Origin of the sequence: Streptomyces sp. NBC_00829 (genome assembly GCF_045161795.1) — a bacterium.
In the GTDB taxonomy this organism is placed as follows: Bacteria; Actinomycetota; Actinomycetes; order Streptomycetales; family Streptomycetaceae; genus Streptomyces.
On the sequence record NZ_CP108867.1, the window covers coordinates 5,271,415 to 5,290,487 of the forward strand.

General features: G+C 71.1%; 15 protein-coding genes and 1 pseudogene. 8 read left to right on the plus strand and 8 right to left on the minus strand.

Features of this window, described 5'->3' with window-relative positions; translation table 11 throughout:
• Positions 1-7: 7 nt before the first annotated feature.
• From OG293_RS23475 to OG293_RS23485, 3 genes are read right to left on the minus strand one after another with little or no spacing between them, the layout of a single operon-like run.
• Positions 8-946, minus strand: a complete 939-nt coding sequence (locus OG293_RS23475) for a hydroxymethylglutaryl-CoA lyase (protein ID WP_406000762.1) — start codon at positions 944-946, stop codon at positions 8-10.
• A complete protein-coding gene (locus OG293_RS23480) occupies positions 943-2,970 on the minus strand; it encodes an acetyl/propionyl/methylcrotonyl-CoA carboxylase subunit alpha (protein WP_406000763.1) in 2,028 nt (675 codons plus the stop codon). Before OG293_RS23480 ends, OG293_RS23475 begins: the two co-directional genes overlap by 4 nt.
• 14 nt (positions 2,971-2,984) lie before the next feature.
• Entirely contained in the window at positions 2,985-4,601 is a 1,617-nt protein-coding gene (locus OG293_RS23485) for a carboxyl transferase domain-containing protein (RefSeq protein WP_406000764.1), read from the minus strand.
• A gap of 88 nt (positions 4,602-4,689) precedes the next feature.
• Between OG293_RS23485 and OG293_RS23490 the strand changes: the two genes are divergently transcribed.
• Positions 4,690-5,319, plus strand: a complete 630-nt coding sequence (locus tag OG293_RS23490) for a TetR/AcrR family transcriptional regulator (protein WP_406000765.1) — start codon at positions 4,690-4,692, stop codon at positions 5,317-5,319.
• Between the two features lie 107 nt (positions 5,320-5,426).
• Positions 5,427-6,215 carry a phosphatase gene (locus OG293_RS23495; RefSeq protein ID WP_406000766.1) on the plus strand — a complete coding sequence of 263 codons (789 nt, stop codon included), beginning with the start codon at positions 5,427-5,429 and terminating at the stop codon, positions 6,213-6,215.
• 150 nt (positions 6,216-6,365) lie between these two features.
• Here OG293_RS23495 and tesB read toward each other — a convergent pair whose 3' ends face one another.
• The 4 genes from tesB to OG293_RS23515 all read right to left on the minus strand — a co-directional run bounded on the left by tesB (position 6,366) and on the right by OG293_RS23515 (position 10,887).
• Positions 6,366-7,241 (minus strand): acyl-CoA thioesterase II, encoded by an 876-nt coding sequence (gene tesB, locus OG293_RS23500; protein WP_406000767.1) that lies wholly within the window; start codon positions 7,239-7,241, stop codon positions 6,366-6,368.
• 32 nt (positions 7,242-7,273) lie between these two features.
• Entirely contained in the window at positions 7,274-8,431 is a 1,158-nt protein-coding gene (locus OG293_RS23505; RefSeq protein ID WP_406000768.1) for an acyl-CoA dehydrogenase family protein, read from the minus strand.
• A 173-nt stretch (positions 8,432-8,604) separates the two neighbouring features.
• The gene (locus OG293_RS23510) at positions 8,605-9,087 is read right to left on the minus strand and encodes a hypothetical protein (RefSeq protein WP_406000769.1); all 483 of its coding nucleotides are present in this window, start codon (positions 9,085-9,087) and stop codon (positions 8,605-8,607) included.
• A 150-nt stretch (positions 9,088-9,237) separates the two neighbouring features.
• Positions 9,238-10,887 (minus strand): PucR family transcriptional regulator ligand-binding domain-containing protein, encoded by a 1,650-nt coding sequence (locus OG293_RS23515; protein WP_406000770.1) that lies wholly within the window; start codon positions 10,885-10,887, stop codon positions 9,238-9,240.
• A 124-nt stretch (positions 10,888-11,011) separates the two neighbouring features.
• On the opposite strand from OG293_RS23515, the gene OG293_RS23520 reads away from it, so the two are divergent.
• The 3 genes from OG293_RS23520 to OG293_RS23530 are packed head-to-tail and all read left to right on the plus strand — an operon-like array spanning position 11,012 to position 15,166.
• Positions 11,012-12,478, plus strand: a complete 1,467-nt coding sequence (locus OG293_RS23520; protein WP_406000771.1) for a sodium:solute symporter — start codon at positions 11,012-11,014, stop codon at positions 12,476-12,478.
• Positions 12,479-12,518: 40 nt separating this feature from the next.
• Positions 12,519-13,487, plus strand: coding sequence for an agmatinase (speB, locus tag OG293_RS23525; protein ID WP_406000772.1), 969 nt, complete (start codon positions 12,519-12,521; stop codon positions 13,485-13,487).
• Complete coding sequence (locus tag OG293_RS23530) at positions 13,484-15,166, plus strand: thiamine pyrophosphate-binding protein (protein WP_406000773.1); 1,683 nt, start codon at positions 13,484-13,486, stop codon at positions 15,164-15,166. Before speB ends, OG293_RS23530 begins: the two co-directional genes overlap by 4 nt.
• 136 nt (positions 15,167-15,302) lie before the next feature.
• Here the strand turns inward: OG293_RS23530 and OG293_RS23535 are convergent.
• Positions 15,303-15,716 (minus strand): annotated as a pseudogene (locus OG293_RS23535) (hypothetical protein); the annotation flags it as partial.
• A gap of 212 nt (positions 15,717-15,928) precedes the next feature.
• Between OG293_RS23535 and OG293_RS23540 the strand changes: the two are divergent.
• From OG293_RS23540 to OG293_RS23550, 3 genes are all read left to right on the plus strand, one after another.
• On the plus strand, positions 15,929-17,140 hold the full coding sequence (locus OG293_RS23540) for a helix-turn-helix domain-containing protein (RefSeq protein ID WP_406000774.1): 1,212 nt from the start codon (positions 15,929-15,931) through the stop codon (positions 17,138-17,140).
• Between the two features lie 473 nt (positions 17,141-17,613).
• On the plus strand, positions 17,614-17,811 hold the full coding sequence (locus OG293_RS23545) for a hypothetical protein (protein ID WP_406000775.1): 198 nt from the start codon (positions 17,614-17,616) through the stop codon (positions 17,809-17,811).
• A gap of 228 nt (positions 17,812-18,039) precedes the next feature.
• The gene (locus tag OG293_RS23550; RefSeq protein WP_406000776.1) at positions 18,040-19,008 is read left to right on the plus strand and encodes a serine hydrolase; all 969 of its coding nucleotides are present in this window, start codon (positions 18,040-18,042) and stop codon (positions 19,006-19,008) included.
• Positions 19,009-19,073: the final 65 nt, after the last annotated feature.

Consider the following 19,073-nt stretch of genomic DNA (forward strand, 5'->3'; position numbering starts at 1 on the left):
AAGGGAGTCACTCCTTGTGGGAGAGGGCACGTACGGTGCGGGAGGGGCTGGGTCGGCCCAGCTGTTCGGCCATCCACACGCTGGTGGCGGTGAGCCGGTCGAGGTCGACCCCGGTTTCGATACCGAGGCCGTGGAGCATCCACACGAGGTCTTCGGTGGCGAGGTTTCCGGTCGCGCTCCTGGCGTACGGGCAGCCGCCGAGGCCGCCCGCCGAGGCGTCCACGGTGCTCACTCCGTGTTCGAGCGCGGCAAAGGTGTTGGCCAGTGCCTGGCCGTAGGTGTCGTGGAAGTGCACGCCGATGGCGCTGGTGGGCACACCCTCCTCGTTGAGCTGCGCGAGCAGGGCCAGCACATGGCCGGGCGTGGCCACGCCGATGGTGTCTCCGAGGCTCAGCTCGTCGCAGCCGAGGTCCATGAGCCGCTTCGCGACCCGCACGACCTGGTGGACCGGGACGGGCCCCTCCCACGGATCGCCGAAGCACATCGAGAGATAGCCGCGGACATGGATCCTGTCGTCCTTGGCGCGGGCGACGACCGGCTCGAACATCGCCAGCGACTCGTCGACGGTGCGGTTGAGGTTGCGCCGCGCGAAGGTCTCGGTGGCGGACCCGAACACCGCGATCCGGCGCGCCCCGAGGGCCGCGGCCCGCTCAAGGCCGCGTTCGTTCGGTACGAGGACGGGCAGGGCGACGCCGTCCAGGTCGCCGAGGAGCGGGAACAGCTGCTCGGCGTCGGCGAGTTGGGGCACCCACTTGGGGTGTACGAAGCTGGTGGCCTCGACGGTGCCCAGACCGGCGTCGGCGAGCCGGTGGATGAACTCGGCCTTGACCTCGGTGGGGACGACCGACTTCTCGTTCTGGAGGCCGTCGCGCGCTCCGACCTCGTGGATCCTGACGCGGGGCGGCAGATCCTGAGCGGGAACGGCCATGGGGAGCCCGTCGGTCATGCTTCCTCCCTCGGGGTGACGACCGCCAGGATCTGGTCCATGGCGACGGTCGAGCCGGGTGTGACGTCGAGTTCGGTGACGGTGCCGGCGTGCGGGGCGGAGATGACGTGCTCCATCTTCATCGCCTCGACGACCAGCAGACTCTGGCCCGCCTCGACCTCGTCGCCGACGGCGACCTTGACGACCGTGACGGTGCCGGGCATCGGCGCGGCGAGGGTGTCGGCGCCCGCGTGCGCGGCACCGGTCAGGGAGGCCTCGACCGGGTCGTGGTCCAGGACGTGCCAGCTGTCGCCGTCCCGGCCGAGCCAGGTTCCGTCCGCGGAGTCGGCGTGGTGGAAGCGGTGGGTGACCCCGTCCAGCTCGACGGTGGCCCAGCCGCCGCCGCGGTGGACGAGCCGGGCCGACCGGACGCCGTCCTGCGCGCTCTCGCCGCCCGCCGCGGTCTCGATGAGGATCTCCCGGCTCCGTCCGCCCGCGGCCGGGCGGACGCGCACGGTGAGCGGGTCCTGGCCGGGCACGCGGAAGTCGCGGACGGTCCAGGCCGCTTCGCCGCCCATGCGCCAGCCGCTGGTCACCCCGAAGGGGTCCGTCCAGCCTGCGGCGGAGCGGGGGGACCCGGTCTCAGCGAGCAGCGCCGCTGCCGCGTACACCTCGTCGGGGACCCCTTCCGGGACCAGTCCGTCCGCGTCCCGCTCCACCAGACCCGTGTCCAGGTCGCCCGCGGCCACCGCCTCATGGCCCAGCAGCCGGCGCAGGAAGCCGGCGTTCGTCGGGACGCCGAGGGTCACCGTCTCCGCCAGGGCGGCACGCAGGGTGCGCAGCGCGCTCGCCCGGTCGGGCCCGTACGCGATGACCTTCGACAGCATCGGGTCGTACAGGCTCCCGACCTCCGTGCCCTCGGTGAGGCCGGAGTCGGTGCGCACGCAGTCGCCCTGCGGTTCGTGCAGGGCGAGGACCGTGCCGCCCGAGGGCAGGAAGCCGCGGGAGGGGTCCTCCGCGCAGATACGCGCCTCTATCGAGTGCCCGGTGAGGCTGACGTCCCGCTGGCCGTACGGCAGCCGCTCACCGGCGGCGATCCGCAGCTGCCACTCCACCAGGTCGAGGCCCGTGACGAGCTCCGTCACCGGGTGCTCGACCTGGAGGCGGGTGTTCATCTCCATGAAGTAGTACGAGGACGGGTCGTTGCCGGGGACGATGAACTCCACCGTGCCCGCGCCGCGGTAGCCGCACGAGCGTGCCGCCTGGACCGCGGCCTCACCCATCGCCGCGCGCGTCGTGTCGTCGAGGAGCACCGAGGGCGCCTCTTCGATGATCTTCTGATGGCGGCGCTGGAGCGAGCACTCGCGCTCGCCGAGGTGGATCACGTTCCCGTGGCCGTCCGCGAGCACCTGGATCTCGATGTGCCGGGGCCGGTCGATCCACCGCTCCACGAGGAGGGTGTCGTCGCCGAAGGAGGCGCGCGCCTCGCGCCGGGCCGCCGCGATCTCCTCCAGGAGCGCGGACTCGACACGGGTGAGCCGCATGCCCTTGCCGCCGCCCCCTGCCGAGGGCTTCAGCAGCACCGGCATGCCGATCTCCCGTGCGGCATCGGCCAGTTGGCCGTCGCTCAGACCGGAGCCCGACGAGCCGGGCACCACGGGGACGCCCGCCGCCTGCACGGTCTCCTTGGCGCGGATCTTGTCGCCCATCAGGGAGATGGCGGAGGCGGGCGGTCCGATGAAGACCAGACCGGCCTCGGCGCAGGCCCGCGCGAAGCCGGCGTTCTCGGCGAGGAAGCCGTAGCCGGGGTGGACGGCCTCGGCGCCTGTGCGGGCAGCGGCCTCCAGCAGGCGTTCCACCGAGAGATAGCTCTCGGCAGCGGGCGCGGGCCCGATACGGACCGCGGTGTCCGCCTCCCGCACATGGCGGGCATCCGCGTCCGCGTCGCTGAACACGGCGACCGAGCGGACGCCCATCGCGCGCAGCGTGCGGATGACGCGCACCGCGATCTCGCCCCGGTTGGCGACAAGGACTGTACTGAACATCGTCATGGTCCGTCTCACATCCGGAAGACGCCGAAGGCGGGGTCGGTCAGCGGGGCGTTGGCGCAGGCGGTGAGCGCGAGACCGAGGACCTGGCGGGTCTCCATCGGGTCGATCACGCCGTCGTCCCAGAGCCGGGCCGTCGCGTAGTAGGCGCTGCCCTGGGATTCGTACTGGGCGCGGATCGGGGCCTTGAAGGCCTCCTCCGCCTCGGCGGGCCAGTCCTCGCCGCGGCCCTCCAACTGGTCGCGCTTCACCGTCGCCAGCACGGAGGCCGCCTGCTCGCCGCCCATCACCGAGATCTTGGCGTTGGGCCACATCCACAGGAAGCGCGGTGAATACGCTCTGCCGCACATCGAGTAGTTCCCCGCTCCGTACGAACCGCCGATGACGACCGTCAGCTTCGGTACGCGCGTGCAGGCCACGGCCGTGACCATCTTGGCGCCGTGCTTGGCGATGCCTCCCGCCTCGTAGTCCTTGCCGACCATGAAGCCGGAGATGTTCTGCAGGAAGAGGAGGGGGATGCCGCGCTGGTCGCACAGCTCGATGAAGTGCGCGCCCTTCTGGGCGGATTCGGAGAACAGGATGCCGTTGTTGGCGACGATGCCGACCGGGTGGCCGTGGATGCGGGCGAAGCCGGTGATCAGCGTCTGTCCGAACTCGGCCTTGAACTCGGCGAACCGGGAGCCGTCGGTGATCCGGGCGATCACTTCGCGTACGTCGTAGGGGGTGCGCGAGTCCACCGGCACCGCGCCGTACAGCCCGGCGGGGTCGGCCTTGGGCTCCTCGGCCGGCTCGACCGACCAGGGGAGCGGGCCGCGCCCGGGGAGCGTCGCCACGATGTTGCGGACGATCCGCAGGGCGTGCGCGTCGTCCTCGGCGAGATGGTCGGTCACACCCGAGGTGCGGGAGTGGACCTCGCCGCCGCCGAGTTCCTCGGCCGTGACGACCTCGCCGGTCGCGGCCTTCACCAGCGGCGGGCCGCCGAGGAAGATCGTGCCCTGGTTGCGCACGATGACGGCCTCGTCGCTCATCGCCGGGACATACGCCCCGCCCGCCGTGCACGAGCCGAGCACGGCGGCGATCTGGGGGATGCCCGCGCCGGACATCCGGGCCTGGTTGAAGAAGATCCGGCCGAAGTGCTCACGGTCCGGGAAGACCTCGTCCTGCATGGGCAGGAAGGCGCCGCCGGAGTCGACGAGATAGACGCAGGGCAGGCGGTTCTCCAGGGCCACCTCCTGGGCCCGGAGGTGCTTCTTGACCGTCATCGGGTAGTACGTGCCGCCCTTGACGGTGGCGTCATTGGCGACGACGACCACCTCGCGGCCACTGACCCGTCCGATTCCGGCGATCACGCCGGCGGCCGGGGCCTGCCCGTCGTACATCCCCTCGGCGGCGAGGGGGGCGAGCTCCAGGAAGGGGGAGCCGGGGTCGAGGAGGGTGTCCACGCGGTCGCGCGGCAGCAGCTTTCCTCGCGCGGTGTGGCGGGCGCGGGCCTTCTCACCGCCGCCGAGCCGGGCCGCCGCGAGCTTGGCTCGCAGGGCGTCGGCCAGCTCTTGGTGCGCGGCCTCATTGGCCTGCCAGGCCGGGGACGCGGGGTCTGCCGCGCTCGCCAGCACGGGTGCCTGCTGCATTGCTCCAGCTCCCTTGCTCGGTTAATGAGCGTTAACGTGTTTCATCTAGGTTAACGACCGCTAACGCCGCTGTCTAGAATGAATTCTCATGAGCACCAGGACCGCAGCCCCGACGCGCCGCGAGCAGATCCTCAAGGAAGCCGCGCGTCTCTTCGCCGAGCGCGGCTTCCACGGCGTCGGCGTCGACGAGATAGGGGCTGCCGTCGGCATCAGCGGCCCTGGCCTGTACCGCCACTTCCCGGGCAAGGACGCGATGCTCGCCGAACTGCTGGTGGGCATCAGCGAGCGCCTGCTGGACGGCGGCCGGCTGCGGGTCGAGGAGGCGGCGGCCGACCCCGAGGTGCTGCTCGCCGCGCTGATCGACGGGCACATCGACTTCGCGCTGGACGACCGCCCTCTGATCACCCTCCACGACCGCGAGCTGGACCGCCTGCCCGACAGTGAACGCAAACGGGTGCGGCAGCTCCAGCGGCAGTACGCCGAGCTGTGGGTCACCGCGGTGCGGGCCCTGCACCCGGACGTCGCCGAGTCGGAGGCGCGCGCGGCGGTCCACGCGGTGTTCGGGCTGCTGAACTCGACGCCGCACCTCGGCTCGTACGGCAGCGGACAGCCCGGACGGGAGGCTACGGAGACCCTGCTGCGGCGGCTGGCGCACGGCGCGTTCGCCTCGCTCGCGACCGGCGAAGGGCCGGCGGGAGCGCCGCTGACGGGCCGCTGACAGCTCGCCCGGCACGTGGCACCCGGCCTGCGTGCGGGCCGGGCTTCGCCAAGTCCAGGGTCCGGGACGCTGGGTGCGCCCCCGGTCGCTGACGGCACAATGGGCTCATGCCGATACCCAGCCGCGCCGCCCTTGTCGACCACCTCGTCCGCTCACGTATCGCAGGAGACGTCGCCACACCCCGCGACAACAACCTCTCCCACTACCGCAAGCTCGCCAACGGCGACCGCCACTACTGGCTGGGCCTGGAGCTCGGGGACCGCTGGAGCGACGAGCAGGACGTGCTGGCCGTGATGTCCGAGCGGTGCGGTGTCAGTGACGACCCCGGGCACCGCAGCGGGCAGGACACCATCGACCCGGAGCTGACCGTCGACGCCCTGGAGCGGCTCGCGGCCAGGCTGCGCAAGGCCGCCGCCGCGCGGGAGCGGGTGCTCTTCGCCACCGGTCACCCGGGCGGGCTCCTGGACGTGCACCGGCAGACCGCCGACGCGCTGCGCGCCGCGGGCTGCGAGATCGTACGGATTCCGGGTGGGCTCACGGCGGACGAGGGCATGGTCTTCCAGTTCGCCGACGTCGCGATGCTGGAGCGCGGCGCGACCCTGTGGCACACGCACTCCCCGGCGCCCATGGCCGCGATCCTGGACGGTCTGGAGCGCGAGGGCAGGCCGCAGCCCGACCTCGTGGTGGCCGACCACGGCTGGGCCGGCTGCGCGGGACAGCGCGGACTGGACTCCGTCGGATACGCGGACTGCAACGACCCCGCGCTCTTCATCGGGGAGGCGGAAGGCACCCTCCAGGTGACCGTCCCGCTGGACGACCATGTCACCGACCCGCGCTTCTACGACCCGATGACGGCCTATCTGCTGGAGGCGGCAGGGCTCACGGCGCGCGGCTGACCCGCCGTGCGGGCCGGCGGCCCTGGCCCGCACGTGCCCTTGGCCCCTTGGGGCGGACGCCGATGGACTGCGGACACTCCGTTGGGCCGGACTGGTGACGCGCCCTGCGCTTCGCCGCCCGGAACGGGTATCAGCGGCTGCGTACGCCCGTCAGTCGCGGGGTACGCGGACCACGCCTTCCTGGATCACCGAGACCGCCAGCCGGCCGTCCTGGGTGTAGATGCGCGCCTGTCCCAGACCGCGCCCGCCGGACGCCGACGGCGACTGCTGGTCGTACAGCAGCCACTGGTCCGCCCTGAAGGGCCGGTGGAACCACATCGCATGGTCGAGCGACGCGCCCACCACATCGCCGACCGCCCAGCCGCCGCGGCCGTGCGCGAGGAGCACCGAGTCGAGCAGGGTCATGTCGGAGACATAGGTGGCGAGGCAGACGTGCAGCAGCGGGTCGTCGGCGAGCTTGCCGTTGGCCCGGAACCACACCTGTGAGCGGGGCTCGCGCTCCTGCCCGACCGTGGCGAAGGGCGGCTCGTCCACGTAGCGCAGATCGACCGCGGCGCGTGCCTCCAGCAGCCGGTCCACGGTGGAGGGGTCGATGAAGTCCCCGGCGTAGCGCGGCAGCATCTCGGCCGCGGTCGGCAGGGATTCGGGGGCCGGCGCGGGCGGCATCTCCGCCTGGTGCTCCAGGCCCTCCTCGTCCGTCTGGAACGACGCCGAGAGATGGAAGATCGGGTGTCCGTGCTGGACGGCCACGACCCGGCGTGTGGTGAAGGAGCGGCCGTCCCTGATGCGGTCGACCGTGTAGACGATCGGCGCGCCCGGGTCGCCCATGCGCAGGAAGTACGCGTGCAGGGAGTGCGCCGTGCGGTCCTCGGGGACGGTGCGGCCCGCGGCGACGAGCGCCTGGGCCGCGACCTGTCCGCCGAAGACGCGCGGTACGACGGCCGAGCGGGACCGCCCCCGGAAGATGTCCTGCTCGATCTGCTCGACATCGAGCAGATCGAGCAGGTCGTCAAGTGCTTCGCTCATGGGAGGAAGGTAACCGCCTTGCCGTGGCGGCCCTACAGGCCCATGTTCTTGGCGATGATCGACTTCATGACCTCGCTGGTGCCGCCGTAGATGCGGTTGACGCGGTTGTCGGCGTACAGGCGGGCGATCGGGTACTCGTTCATGTAGCCGTAGCCGCCGTGCAGCTGGAGGCACCGGTCGATGACGCGGTGCGCGACCTCGGTGCAGAAGAGCTTCGCGGAGGCGGCCTCGGCAGGGGTCAGCTCGCCCGCGTCGAGGGCTTCCAGGGCGCGGTCGGCGACGGCCTCGGCGGCGTCCACCTCGGCCTGGCAGGCGGCCAGTTCGAACTTGGTGTTCTGGAAGTGCGCGACGGGCTTGCCGAAGACCGTGCGCTCCTGCACGTACTGCTGGGCGAACCGGACGGCGGCCTTGGCCTGCGCGTACGCGCCGAACGCGATGCCCCAGCGCTCGGAGGGCAGGTTCTGACCGAGGTAGTGGAAGCCCTTGTTCTCCTCGCCGAGCAGGTCATCGACGGGGACCTTGACATCGACGAAGGCCAGCTCGGCGGTGTCGGAGGTGCGCAGGCCCAGCTTGTCGAGCTTGCGGCCGATGGAGTAGCCCTCGGACTTGGTGTCCACCGCGAACAGGGAGATGCCGAAGCGGCGGTCGTCCTCGCGCGGGGCGGACGTACGGGCGCACACGATCACGCGGTCGGCGTGCACACCGCCGGTGATGAAGGTCTTGGCGCCGTTGAGGACGTAGTGCGTGCCGTCCTCCGAGAGCTTGGCGGTGGTCTTCATGCCCGCGACGTCGGAGCCGGTGCCCGGCTCGGTCATCGCCAGCGCCCACATCTCCTCGCCGGTGACGAACTTCGTCAGGTAGCGCTTCTTCTGCTCGTCGTCGGCCAGCAGTTTGATGTAGGGCAGGGCGAGCAGCACGTGCACGCCGGAGCCGCCGAAGTTGACGCCCGCGCGCGAGGTCTCCTCGTAGAGCACGGCCTCGAACTTGTGCGTGTCCAGGCCCGCGCCGCCGAACTCCTCGGGGACGTTGATGCCGAAGACGCCCAGCTCGCCGAGCTTGTAGTAGAAGTCCCGGGGTGCCTGGCCGGCGGCGTACCACTCGTCGTAGACGGGGACGACCTCGGCCTCGATGAAGGCACGGATGGTCTCGCGGAACGCCTCGTGGTCCTCGTTGTACACGGTACGGCGCACGGGACGCCCTCCTTCGTGGATCTGCTGAGCCAGCTTTTCTAAGCGCTTGCTCAGTCAAGTTACCGGGGGGTCACCGGGGCTGTCCAGGGTGAGGCTCGGCACACTGCCGAGCGGGAGGGGGCGTGGAGGGGGCGGTGGGTCTGGGCGGCGGGCGGGGCGGGTGGGGCGGACGCTTAGCCTCCGCTCACCGGCGGGTGGCCCGTCCCAGGGTCCTCGCCGTCGTACGCCGCTAACGCGCTCTGCCGGCACCCCAGCAGCTCGCGCAGGTCCTCGGGCGTCAGGCGCTCCTGCGCCAGCTTCACGCCGGCCCTGCCCTCCAGGTCGGCCCAGGCCCCCCGGGCGCGCTTGTTGGCGATGCGCCGGGCGTCGCTCCGCAGGAAGCCCGCCCCGGCCGTGAAACCGGCGGAGGCCAGGGCGAGCAGCGCGGCGGGGACGCGTGCCTCCGCCGTGGCCAGTCCCGCGGCTCCGGCCACGGCGGCGAGCAGCGCCGCGGGGAAGCCCAGCACGATGTGGGCCGTGTTCCAGAAGTCGGCTCTTCGATGGGCCAGTGCCCGCTGTGCGGTCGCTTCGTCGCGCAGTCGCTCGATCTCGGCGCGCAGGCGGCGCGAGGGCTCTTCCGGAGCGAGTCGCATGGATCCGTCGGCAGGAGTGGCCATGATGAGATTCCAACACGCCTGAGTCTCAAGGGACTTGGCCCGAAGCGACAGGCTTGTGGCACGCGAATGGTGGGCTCCCGCCAGAAACCGTCCCCCCGTACGGCGCGTTCACTTCGTGCGGGTCGCGGCGGTGGCGGGCGATCGCGCCTCTCAGCCGTGCCGCAGCGCGAACCACAGCTCCATGCGTACGTCCGGGTCGTCCAGATCCTCGCCCAGCAGCGCCGCGCAGCGGCCGACGCGCTGGCGGACCGTGTTGCGGTGGACGTCCATGGCCGTGGCGGTCCGGTCCCAGCTGCCGTGCAGCGAGAGCCAGGTGCGCAGGGTCTCCACGAGGGCGGGGGAGCCGGCAAGGGGCGCGAGGCGGCGGCGGGCCTCGTCGAGGCCGACCGGGGTGGTGTCGCGGTGGCGGACCAGGTCTTTGCGGGTGGCGGTGGCGTGGCGCAGCGCGCGGGCCGCCTGGACGTCCGCCGCCGCCAGATCCCCCGGGCCCGTGGGGGCGCTCGCCCCGAGCGTCCAGCCCGGCTGGGGGGCGACCTCCCCGGAGGCCGGGAGGAGAACGCGTACGTCCCCGTCGGCATCCCGGTCCACGAGCGTGCTGCCGAGCGCCGCCCCGAGCGCCGACGCGGCGAAGGGGCTGTTGTCGCCGCCCCGCCCACGGACCACCGTCCAGGGCTCAGGTCCCAGCTGGGAGGCCGTCTCTGCGGGGCCCGCGCCGAGCAGCAGACGTACGAGGGCGGAGCTGCGGCCGGCGGCGTCGGCACCCTGGTGCGGGGCGGTGAGCAGGGAGAGCAGTACGACGGCGACCCCGGCGACGGTGTGGTCTCCCGCCTCGCGGGCGGGTGCGGCGAGCCCGAGGACGAGGCCCTGGCTGCCGCCGAGGGCGTATGCGGAGAGGTGCGAGACGGCGGGCGCGGCCGGTGCCGGGCTGCTGGGCCGGGTGGATGCGGCGGGCGAGGGGTTCCAGGGTCCGGTGGTTGCGGCCGGTGCCGGGTTCCGGGTGCCGGTCGATGCGGCGGGCGAGGGGTTCCGGGGTCCGGTGGTTGCGGCCGGTGCCGGGCTGCCGGGCTGAGCGGATGCGGCCCCCGCGGGCTCCGCGGACGCGGACACCGGCGGGGGCGACACCGTGTCCGTCGCGGACGCCGGGGCCGGACGGGCCGTGCCCCCGGACGAGGTGTCCGGGTGGACCACACGTGCCAGCCGCGTCAGCCCCGCCATGACCTCGGCGGACGGCGTACGGCCCGACGAGGCCACAGTGGTGCCGTCCGGGCCCAGCAGGACCGCCAGGCCGCCCAGGCGGGCCGCCAGCTGGTGGAGGACGGCGGGGACCGGGTCCGGGCGGGCCGCCGCCGCGGCCAGGCCCTGCTGTGCCTGGGTCACCCGGCGCAGCTCCCGGTGGCGGGCCTCCGCCATCAGCCGCCACACCGCCCGTGCCACCGCCGTGAACGTCGTCTGCGGGGGGACCTCGATCAGCGGCAGACCGTGCCGGTCGCATGCCTCGATCAGCTCGGCGGGGACGGTGTCGTGGACCGGCGCGAGCCCGAAGCCCAGTGCCGTGGCCCCCGCCTCCACGATGCGCGAGACGTACATGTCGGGGTCCTTCAGCAGCACTCCCGCGCTCAGCAGCATCTCTCCGCCGAGCAGATACGGATAGGGATCCGCCATCTCGGAGGTGTGCACCATGTGCACCGCCGCGCCTGCCTCCACCGGACCGGCGATCTGGCGCAGACCGAGGTCCTCGCGGGCCAGCAGCGCGGCAAGAGGAATCGGTGGGGTCGGTGGTGCTGCTGTGGTCTCGGGCATGGACAGTCCATCCATTGGAGGCCTCGACAATGGATGAAACGTACACTTCAGCGTTGCTTTCCGGCCACCTACCGTCGTCTCACCACGACCTGAGGACCCGGGGGACGGGACGGAAGGAAAGCCGATGGCTGTCGACTACGCAGTGATCGTTGTCTATCTGGCCGGCATGCTCGGCATGGGCTGGTGGGGCATGCGCCGCGCCAAGTCCAAGAGTGAGTTCCTGGTCGCGGGCCGCCGCCTCGGCCCCGCGATGTACTCCGGCACCATGGCCGCGATCGTCCTCGGCGGCGCCTCCACCATCGGCGGTGTGGGCCTCGGCTACAAGTACGGCCTGTCGGGCGCCTGGATGGTCTTCACCATCGGCCTCGGCCTCCTCGCCCTCTCCGTCTTCTTCTCCGCGCGTATCGCCCGGCTGAAGGTCTACACCGTCTCCGACATGCTCGACCTGCGCTACGGCGGCAGAGCCGGAGTCATCTCGGGCGTGGTGATGTGGGCGTACACGCTGATGCTGGCGGTCACCTCGACCATCGCCTACGCCACGATCTTCGACGTCCTCTTCGACATGCACCGGACCGTAGCGATCATCCTCGGCGGCTCGATCGTCGTCGCGTACTCCACGCTCGGCGGCATGTGGTCGATCACCCTCACCGACATGGTCCAGTTCGTCGTGAAGACCGTCGGTGTCCTCCTGCTCCTGCTGCCCATCGCGGTCGTCAAGGCCGGCGGCTTCAGCGAGATGAAGGCGAAGCTGCCCACCGAGTACTTCGACCCGCTGGGCATCGGCGGCGAGACGATCTTCACCTACGTGCTGATCTACACCTTCGGCATGCTGATCGGCCAGGACATCTGGCAGCGGGTGTTCACCGCCCGCAGTGACAGGGTCGCCCGCCACGGAGGCACCGTCGCCGGCACCTACTGCCTGGTCTACGCCCTCGCCGGCGCCGTCATCGGCACCGCCGCCAAGGTCCTCTACCCCAAGCTCCCCAACGCCGACGACGCCTTCGCGACCATCGTCAAGGAGGAACTGCCCATGGGCGTGCGCGGCCTGGTGCTCGCCGCCGCGCTCGCCGCCGTGATGTCCACCTCCTCCGGGGCGCTCATCGCCTGCGCCACCGTCGCCAACAACGACATCTGGTCGCGGCTGCGCGGTGTCACCACCCGCGGCGACGACCACGACGAGGTCAGAGGAAACCGCGCCTTCATCCTGATCATGGGCGTCGGCGTCATCGGTACGGCCATCGCGCTCAACAACGTCGTCGAGGCGCTGACCGTCGCGTACAACCTGCTCGTCGGCGGCCTGCTGGTGCCCATCCTCGGCGGTCTGCTGTGGAAGCGCGGCACGGTCCACGGCGCGCTGGCCTCGGTCGTCGTCGGCGGCCTCGCCGTCATCGGCCTGATGGCCACCTACGGAATCCTCGCCAACGAGCCCGTCTACTACGGCCTGCTCCTGTCGCTCGCGGCCTATGCGATCGTCTCGCTGGCCACCGAGCCGACGGACGCGGCGGTGCTGGCGAACTGGCGCGAGCGTCTCGCGGGCCGGGGCGCCGAAGAAGAGACGGCCGTGGCCGAACCCGCCCCTGTAGCCAGCTAGAGTCAAATAGCGACGAAGCGTATGAAAGAAGGCAAAACGCATGAGCAGCAACGAACAGCCGCGCGGCCCTGTCGACTCGTCCCGTATCCCGCGGTACGCCGGACCCGCCACGTTCGCCCGGCTGCCGCAGCTCGACGAGGTTGGCACCACCGATGTCGCCGTGGTCGGTGTTCCCTTCGACGCCGGGGTCTCCTACCGTCCCGGCGCGCGCTTCGGCGGCAACGCGATCCGTGAGGCGTCGAGGCTCCTGCGGCCGTACAACCCGGCCCAGGACGCCTCGCCCTTCGCCCTCGCGCAGGTCGCGGACGCGGGCGACATCGCCGCGAACCCGTTCAACATCAACGAGGCCGTCGACACCATCGAGGCCGCGGCCGACGATCTGCTCGGCACCGGCGCGCGCCTGATGACGCTCGGCGGCGACCACACCATCGCGCTGCCTCTGCTGCGCTCGGTCGCCAAGAAGCACGGCCCGGTGGCGTTGCTGCACTTCGACGCGCACCTGGACACCTGGGACACGTACTTCGGTGCGGAGTACACCCACGGCACCCCGTTCCGCCGTGCCGTCGAGGAAGGCATCCTCGACACCGAGGCGCTCTCCCACGTCGGCATACGCGGCCCGCTGTACGGCAAGCAGGACCTCACGGACGACGAGAAGCTCGGCTTCGGCATCGTCACCTCCGCCGACGTCTACCGGCGCGGCGCCGACGAGGTCGCCGACCAGCTCCGCCAGCGCATCGGCGACCGTCCGCTCTACATCTCCGTCGACATCGACTGCCTCGACCCGGCGCACGCCCCGGGCACCGGCACCCCCGAGGCCGGCGGCATGACCTCCCGCGAACTGCTGGAGATCCTGCGCGGCCTGGCCTCCTGCAACCTCGTCTCGGCGGACGTCGTCGAGGTCGCTCCGGCGTACGACCACGCCGAGATCACCTCCGTCGCCGCCTCCCACACGGCGTACGAGCTGACCACGATCATGTCCCGTCAGATCGCAGCGGGGCGTGAGAAGTGACGGACGACCACGATCTGGTGCTGCGTCCCACCGAGCAGCAGGTGACGGCCGCGCTCAACCCCCCGGCCGGGCGCAACGGCGGCGACCTCGTCGTCGAGACCCTGGCCGGACTGGGCGCGACCACCGTCTTCGGACTGCCCGGCCAGCACGCCCTCGGCATGTTCGACGCGCTGCGCCGCTCCTCGCTCCACTACGTCGGACTGCGCGTCGAGAACAACGCGGGCTTCGCCGCCGACGCCTACGGCCGGATCACCGGCGAGGTCGCCCCGCTGCTGCTCTCCACCGGCCCCGGCGCGCTGATGTCGCTGGCCGCGCTCCAGGAGTCGGCAGCCGCGTCCGCCCCGGTGCTCGCCATCGGCAGCCAGGTGCCCACGCCCGGTCTCGGCGGCGGCCGTCACGGCTTCCTCCACGAACTGCGCGACCAGCAGGCCTCGTTCCGGGACATCGTGAAGTCCGTCCACACGGCGCGTACCCAGTCGCAGATCCCGTCCGCCATCGCCGCGGCCTGGGAGTCGGCACTGACGGCTCCGCACGGCCCGGTCTGGGTGGAAATCCCGCAGGATGTGCTGCTCGCCCCGACCGCCCTGCCCGTGGTGACGGCGATGGACGCGACCGCGCACGATGTCGTGCCGCGCCCCGAACTGACCGCGGTCGCCGCCGACCTGCTCTCCAATGCATCCCGCCCGGTGATCATCGCGGGTGGCGGAGTCGTACGCTCCGACGCGTCCGGCAAGCTCCTCGCGCTCGCCGAGAAGATCAACGCGCCGGTCGTCACCACCTTCGGCGGCAAGGGCGCCTTCCCCTGGGAGCACCGGCTCTCGCTCCGGTCCTGGCTGGAGGACCGCCACACCACCAACTACCTGGAGTCCGCGGACGTGCTGCTCGTCGTCGGCTCGGGGCTCGGTGAACTCTCCTCGAACTACCACACGTTCGCGCCCCGCGGCCGGGTCGTCCAGATCGAGGCGGACGCGGGCAAGCTGGAGTCCAACCACGCGGGCCTGGGCATCCACGCGGACGCGCGGCTCGCGCTCACCGCACTGCTGGAGACGGTCGAGGAGCGCCCGGACGACACGGCGGCCGAGACCGTGCGCACCGTACTCGGCAAGGTCCGAGAACGTATCGCGTCCCAGGACCTCACCCTGGAGCAACAGGTGCTGGCCTCCGTACGCGAGGCTCTGCCCGACGACGCGCCCAGTTTCTGGGACATGACGATCCTCGCCTACTGGGCCTGGTCCGCCTTCGACGCCCGCCGCCCGAACACCATGCACTCGGCGCAGGGCGCGGGCGGCCTCGGCTACGGATTCCCGGCGGCTCTGGGAGCGGCCGTGGCCGACACCAGCAGGCCCGTGCTCGCGGTCTCCGGCGACGGGGGCGCGATGTACTCCATCGCCGAACTGGCGACGGCGCGCCAGTACGACCTCCCGGTCACCTGGCTGATCGTGGACGACGGCGGCTACGGCATCCTGCGCGAGTACATGCAGGACACTTTCGGCGAGGCGACGGCGACGGAACTGTCCCGCCCGGACTTCGTGGCTCTGGCGGAGTCCTTCGGCGTCCCGGCGGTCCGCGCGACGCCGGAATCCCTCACCGAGGACCTGGCCAAGTCCCTGACGGAGCCCGGCCCTTCGGTGGTCGTGCTCCCGGCGGTTCTGCGGATGTTCGCCCCGACGCACCTCTGACGGCATCCTGCCTCCCCAGTCCCTGGGCCCCGCCGCCATCCCACGAGCGGGGCCCAGGTCTGCGCGGGCTGTGGACTGGGCTGAATGAGCACGACGGATCCGGTGTCGTCAGCGTTGTTCGCGACGGCAGCCGGGCTCAGCCGACGGCAGCCGGTTCCATGGGCTGCGAGGGGCTTCCCGGGCGTCGTTCGAAGGAGACCAGCTGCGCGACGACGCTCGCGTAGAACCGGTCCACGGACTCGTCGACGCTGCGGATGAATCCGGATTCGGCGCTGCCGCGGGTGGCGCCCATGCCTTTGAACAACGACAGCCGGAATCCGGTCATCTGGGTGCTGTCCTTGGGCAGCATGTCGGCCGGTTCGGGCCGTAGCCGTTCCAGGGTGCCGCGTGGACCGTTGCCGCCCTCGACAAGTGTCTCGACATGGAGGTCGGCGGGCGCCTCGGCCAGCAGCCTGATCAGACGCTTGGCCGAGGTGAGGGGGTAACTTCCCCCTGGGGCCTGGATTTCGATGGACGTGCGGAGTCTGGCGGTCCGCAGGCCGCCGATCACTTGCTCTCGCGTCTCGATGAGTTCGCACTCGGCGCGATCGAAGCGCTAGACGACGACGGGACCGCACGCCGGATGCTTCCTGGCCGAGGGCTTCCCGGGTAGAGCGCGATGAAGCCCCGTAGCCCCTGGGAGTTTCCTGGGGCGCTATGGGGCTTCTGTGCGTTCCGGGCGACTCCGACACGAGCGGGGCCCACCGCCCGTACGCTTGCCGTATGGCTGAGCACTTGGGCGACCGGGTAGCGCGTCTGCGCCGACTGGCGGACCTCACGCAAGAGGGGTTGGCGGAGCGCTCCGGCGTGTCCGTGGATGTGGTCCGCAAGCTGGAGCAGCGACGGAAGCACAGCGCGCGCCTGCCCACCCTTCACGCGCTGTCCCGTGGGCTAGGGGTTGAGCTGACGGCGCTACTGGGAGACCCGCCCGGCGTACCATCCAACGGCGAAGCTGACCCGCCTCAGTTGGTCGCTGTGCGCCGCGCAATCATGCCCCCGCTGTTCGCCCCGCCCCCTGAGCCGAACGGCGCTGAGCGGCTGTCCCTGGCGCTCCTGCGGCGCGAGATCGCCGACGGCTGGACCCTGTACCACGACGCTGAGTTCGGCCGCCTTATGGACGCGCTGCCGGGCATCATCACGGACGCTCGCCTTGCCGCTGCTGTCGGTACTGCGGATGAGCGGGCAGCCGGGCAGGCGGCATTGGGTAAGGCGCTGCAATTGGGCGGACACCTTGCGATCCGTTTAGGCAAGACTGATCTTGCGCTGTCGGCTCTTGAGCGTGCGATGAATGCGGCTTCTGATTCCTCTGATCCGCTGCTAGCCCCGATGATCAGCAACAGCGTGGCTTGGAACTACCAGCGGCAGAACCGATTGGACGATGCCGAACACCTTGCCGTCTACGCCGCTGATGGTGTCGAGAAGGACCACGGAAGTACCGCTGAGGGGCTACGGGTCTGGGGTGGACTCATCATGTCCGCTGCTACGTCTGCCGCCCGTTCCGGCGACTACGACACTGCCAACGACATGATGACGACAGCGGAGAATGCGACCCGCCGACTTGCCACGTTGCCGCCCCCGGCTGACGGGAAGATGGTGTCTGTCTTCAGCCGCTCATCCGTTCGCATTGAGCGCGTCCGCCTTGCTGTCCAGCACGCACGGCCGGAAGAGGCACTGAGCCTCGCAAAGGGAATGCGCCTCAGTGCCGATACGCCGCCTTCCTGGCGCACGTGGCTGTTGCTGGACGTGGCACGGGCCCATACGGACCTAGGGAACGCTGAGGGGGCCGTGAAAGCCCTCACGCGCCTACGGGAGATTGCGCCCGGGTGGATGCGGCATCACACGCTTGCTGTGGCCATAGTCAGTGACCTTTGGGCGGGACCATCGCGCCCGGCTGGTCTGCGCCAGCTCGCTGAGTTTCTGGGAGTCGCCGCCTAAGGCCGTGAAACTAGGCCGTTGCGTCCCTGTAGACGTGCGCTGTCCATCGCGACCATCGGGGCATGACGACGCAAACGCGCAGCGAGACGGACGCAAGTCAGCGGGAGTACACGACGTACGCGCCGAAAGGCGAGACGTGCCCAGCGTGCATGAAGCCCATCGAAAGTCTTGAGCTCTGCCATCGGGGGACGCTGGAAAGGCAGTCCGGTCCGCCAGTCGTCGTCTACCGGCATGCTGGGAGGTGCCCGGCATGACGCGCACGCTGTTCCGGTTCGTAGAGCACACCATCCGCCATGAGGCGGAAGGCGGAGTCACGTACGAAGCGTTCTGCACTGCCCCCGGGTGCGCCGCTGAGTCCGGCTCTCAGGGTGAGCAAGAGGGGGCTCAGGATTGGTGCCTTCGGCATACCGGCCAGACCGGTCATGACCTCTTCCGGCGGGTGTTCACCGATCACGCGAAGGTGACCCGCGCCGATGGTGTCGTTCGTGATCGGGGACGTCTCGCAGGACGCGAGCGTGGTGGAGTTCCTCCCCGACCGGGCGGGCAGGCAGGCCCTGTTGCAGGAGTCCACCGGCGCACTGGGCCCGTGGACGGGCCTCGGCGTCCTCGGCCTGTGGGTCGCGGCGGCGCTGTGGGCGGGCTGGGAGTCGCTGCGGCGCCGGGACGCCTGAAGGCAACGGCACCGGCCGCGGCTCCTCCTCGCCTGCGACGACAACCGGAACGTGACCCGGATCACCCGCCTCCACCGGCTCGCCGCGCGGCTGCCGCATCACTGATGCGCAACTGTTCAGCCCTCGGGCGAAAGCGCGTACAACTTTTCACCCGGTCGTGAGTCATGTGTGTCGGGTGCGCCGGAAAGGCGCTCCCCACCAGGCATAAAGGGGACGGGGAAAGCCTTCATGACTCACCACCGAATAGGCGGCCGCATGTCCGGCCGCGCCCGCACGGCCGCCGCGGTGCTCGCCGCGGCCACGCTCGTGCCGCTCGCCGCGGGCGCCACGCCCGCCTCGGCCGCCACGCCGACGGTCAGCTGCACCTCCGGCACGTCGGGACTGGCCGCCAAGCTCTCCCAGGACATCGCCACCGCGGTCGGCGGCAGAGCCTCGACGACCGCCGTCGCCGTGCGCGACAACACCACGAACACCACCTGCGGGCTGCGCAGCGGCGACCGTTACGACTCCGCGAGCGTCGTCAAGGTCACCGTGCTGGCGACGCTGATGTGGGACGCCCAGAAGACCGGCCGCCAGCTGACCTCTCGCGAGCAGCAGCTGGCCACCGACATGATCACCAAGTCGGACAACGCCGCCACCAGCGCACTGTGGAAGCAGCTGGGCGTCACCAAGGTCCAGAACTTCCTCACGGTCGCCAAGATGTCCCGCACCATCCCGGGCGGCGGCGGCTACTGGGGCCTCACCCAGATCAGCGCCGGCGACCAGATGCTGCTGATGAACCTGCTGGCCCTGAAGAACAGCGTCCTCACCGACGCCTCGCGCGGCTACATCCTCGGCCTGATGTACAAGGTCGTGCCCTCGCAGCGCTGGGGCACCTCGGCCGGCGCCCCGAGCACCGCCCGGGTCCAGATCAAGAACGGCTGGCTCTCGCGGGCCACGCACGGCTGGCGCGTCCACAGCGTGGGCGCCTTCACCAGCGGCGGCCACAGCTACACGATCTCCGTCCTGACCCAGGACAATGGCACCATGCAGTACGGCGTCGACAGCATCCAGAAGGTCGCGCGCGCGGTCCACAAGGACCTCGCCCCGGCAGCCACCGCGACGGCCGAGGTCTTCGCGCCGCCCGTCGTCCCGCACGAGGCCCTCCCGGCCACGCCGGAAACGGCCGCGAAGGAAGCGGTTCCGGCCACCCGCTGATGAGCCCGATTCTTGCGGCGGGATGAAATCCGGCGTTGCCCGCGTTGGTGCCTTCCGGTAGATCA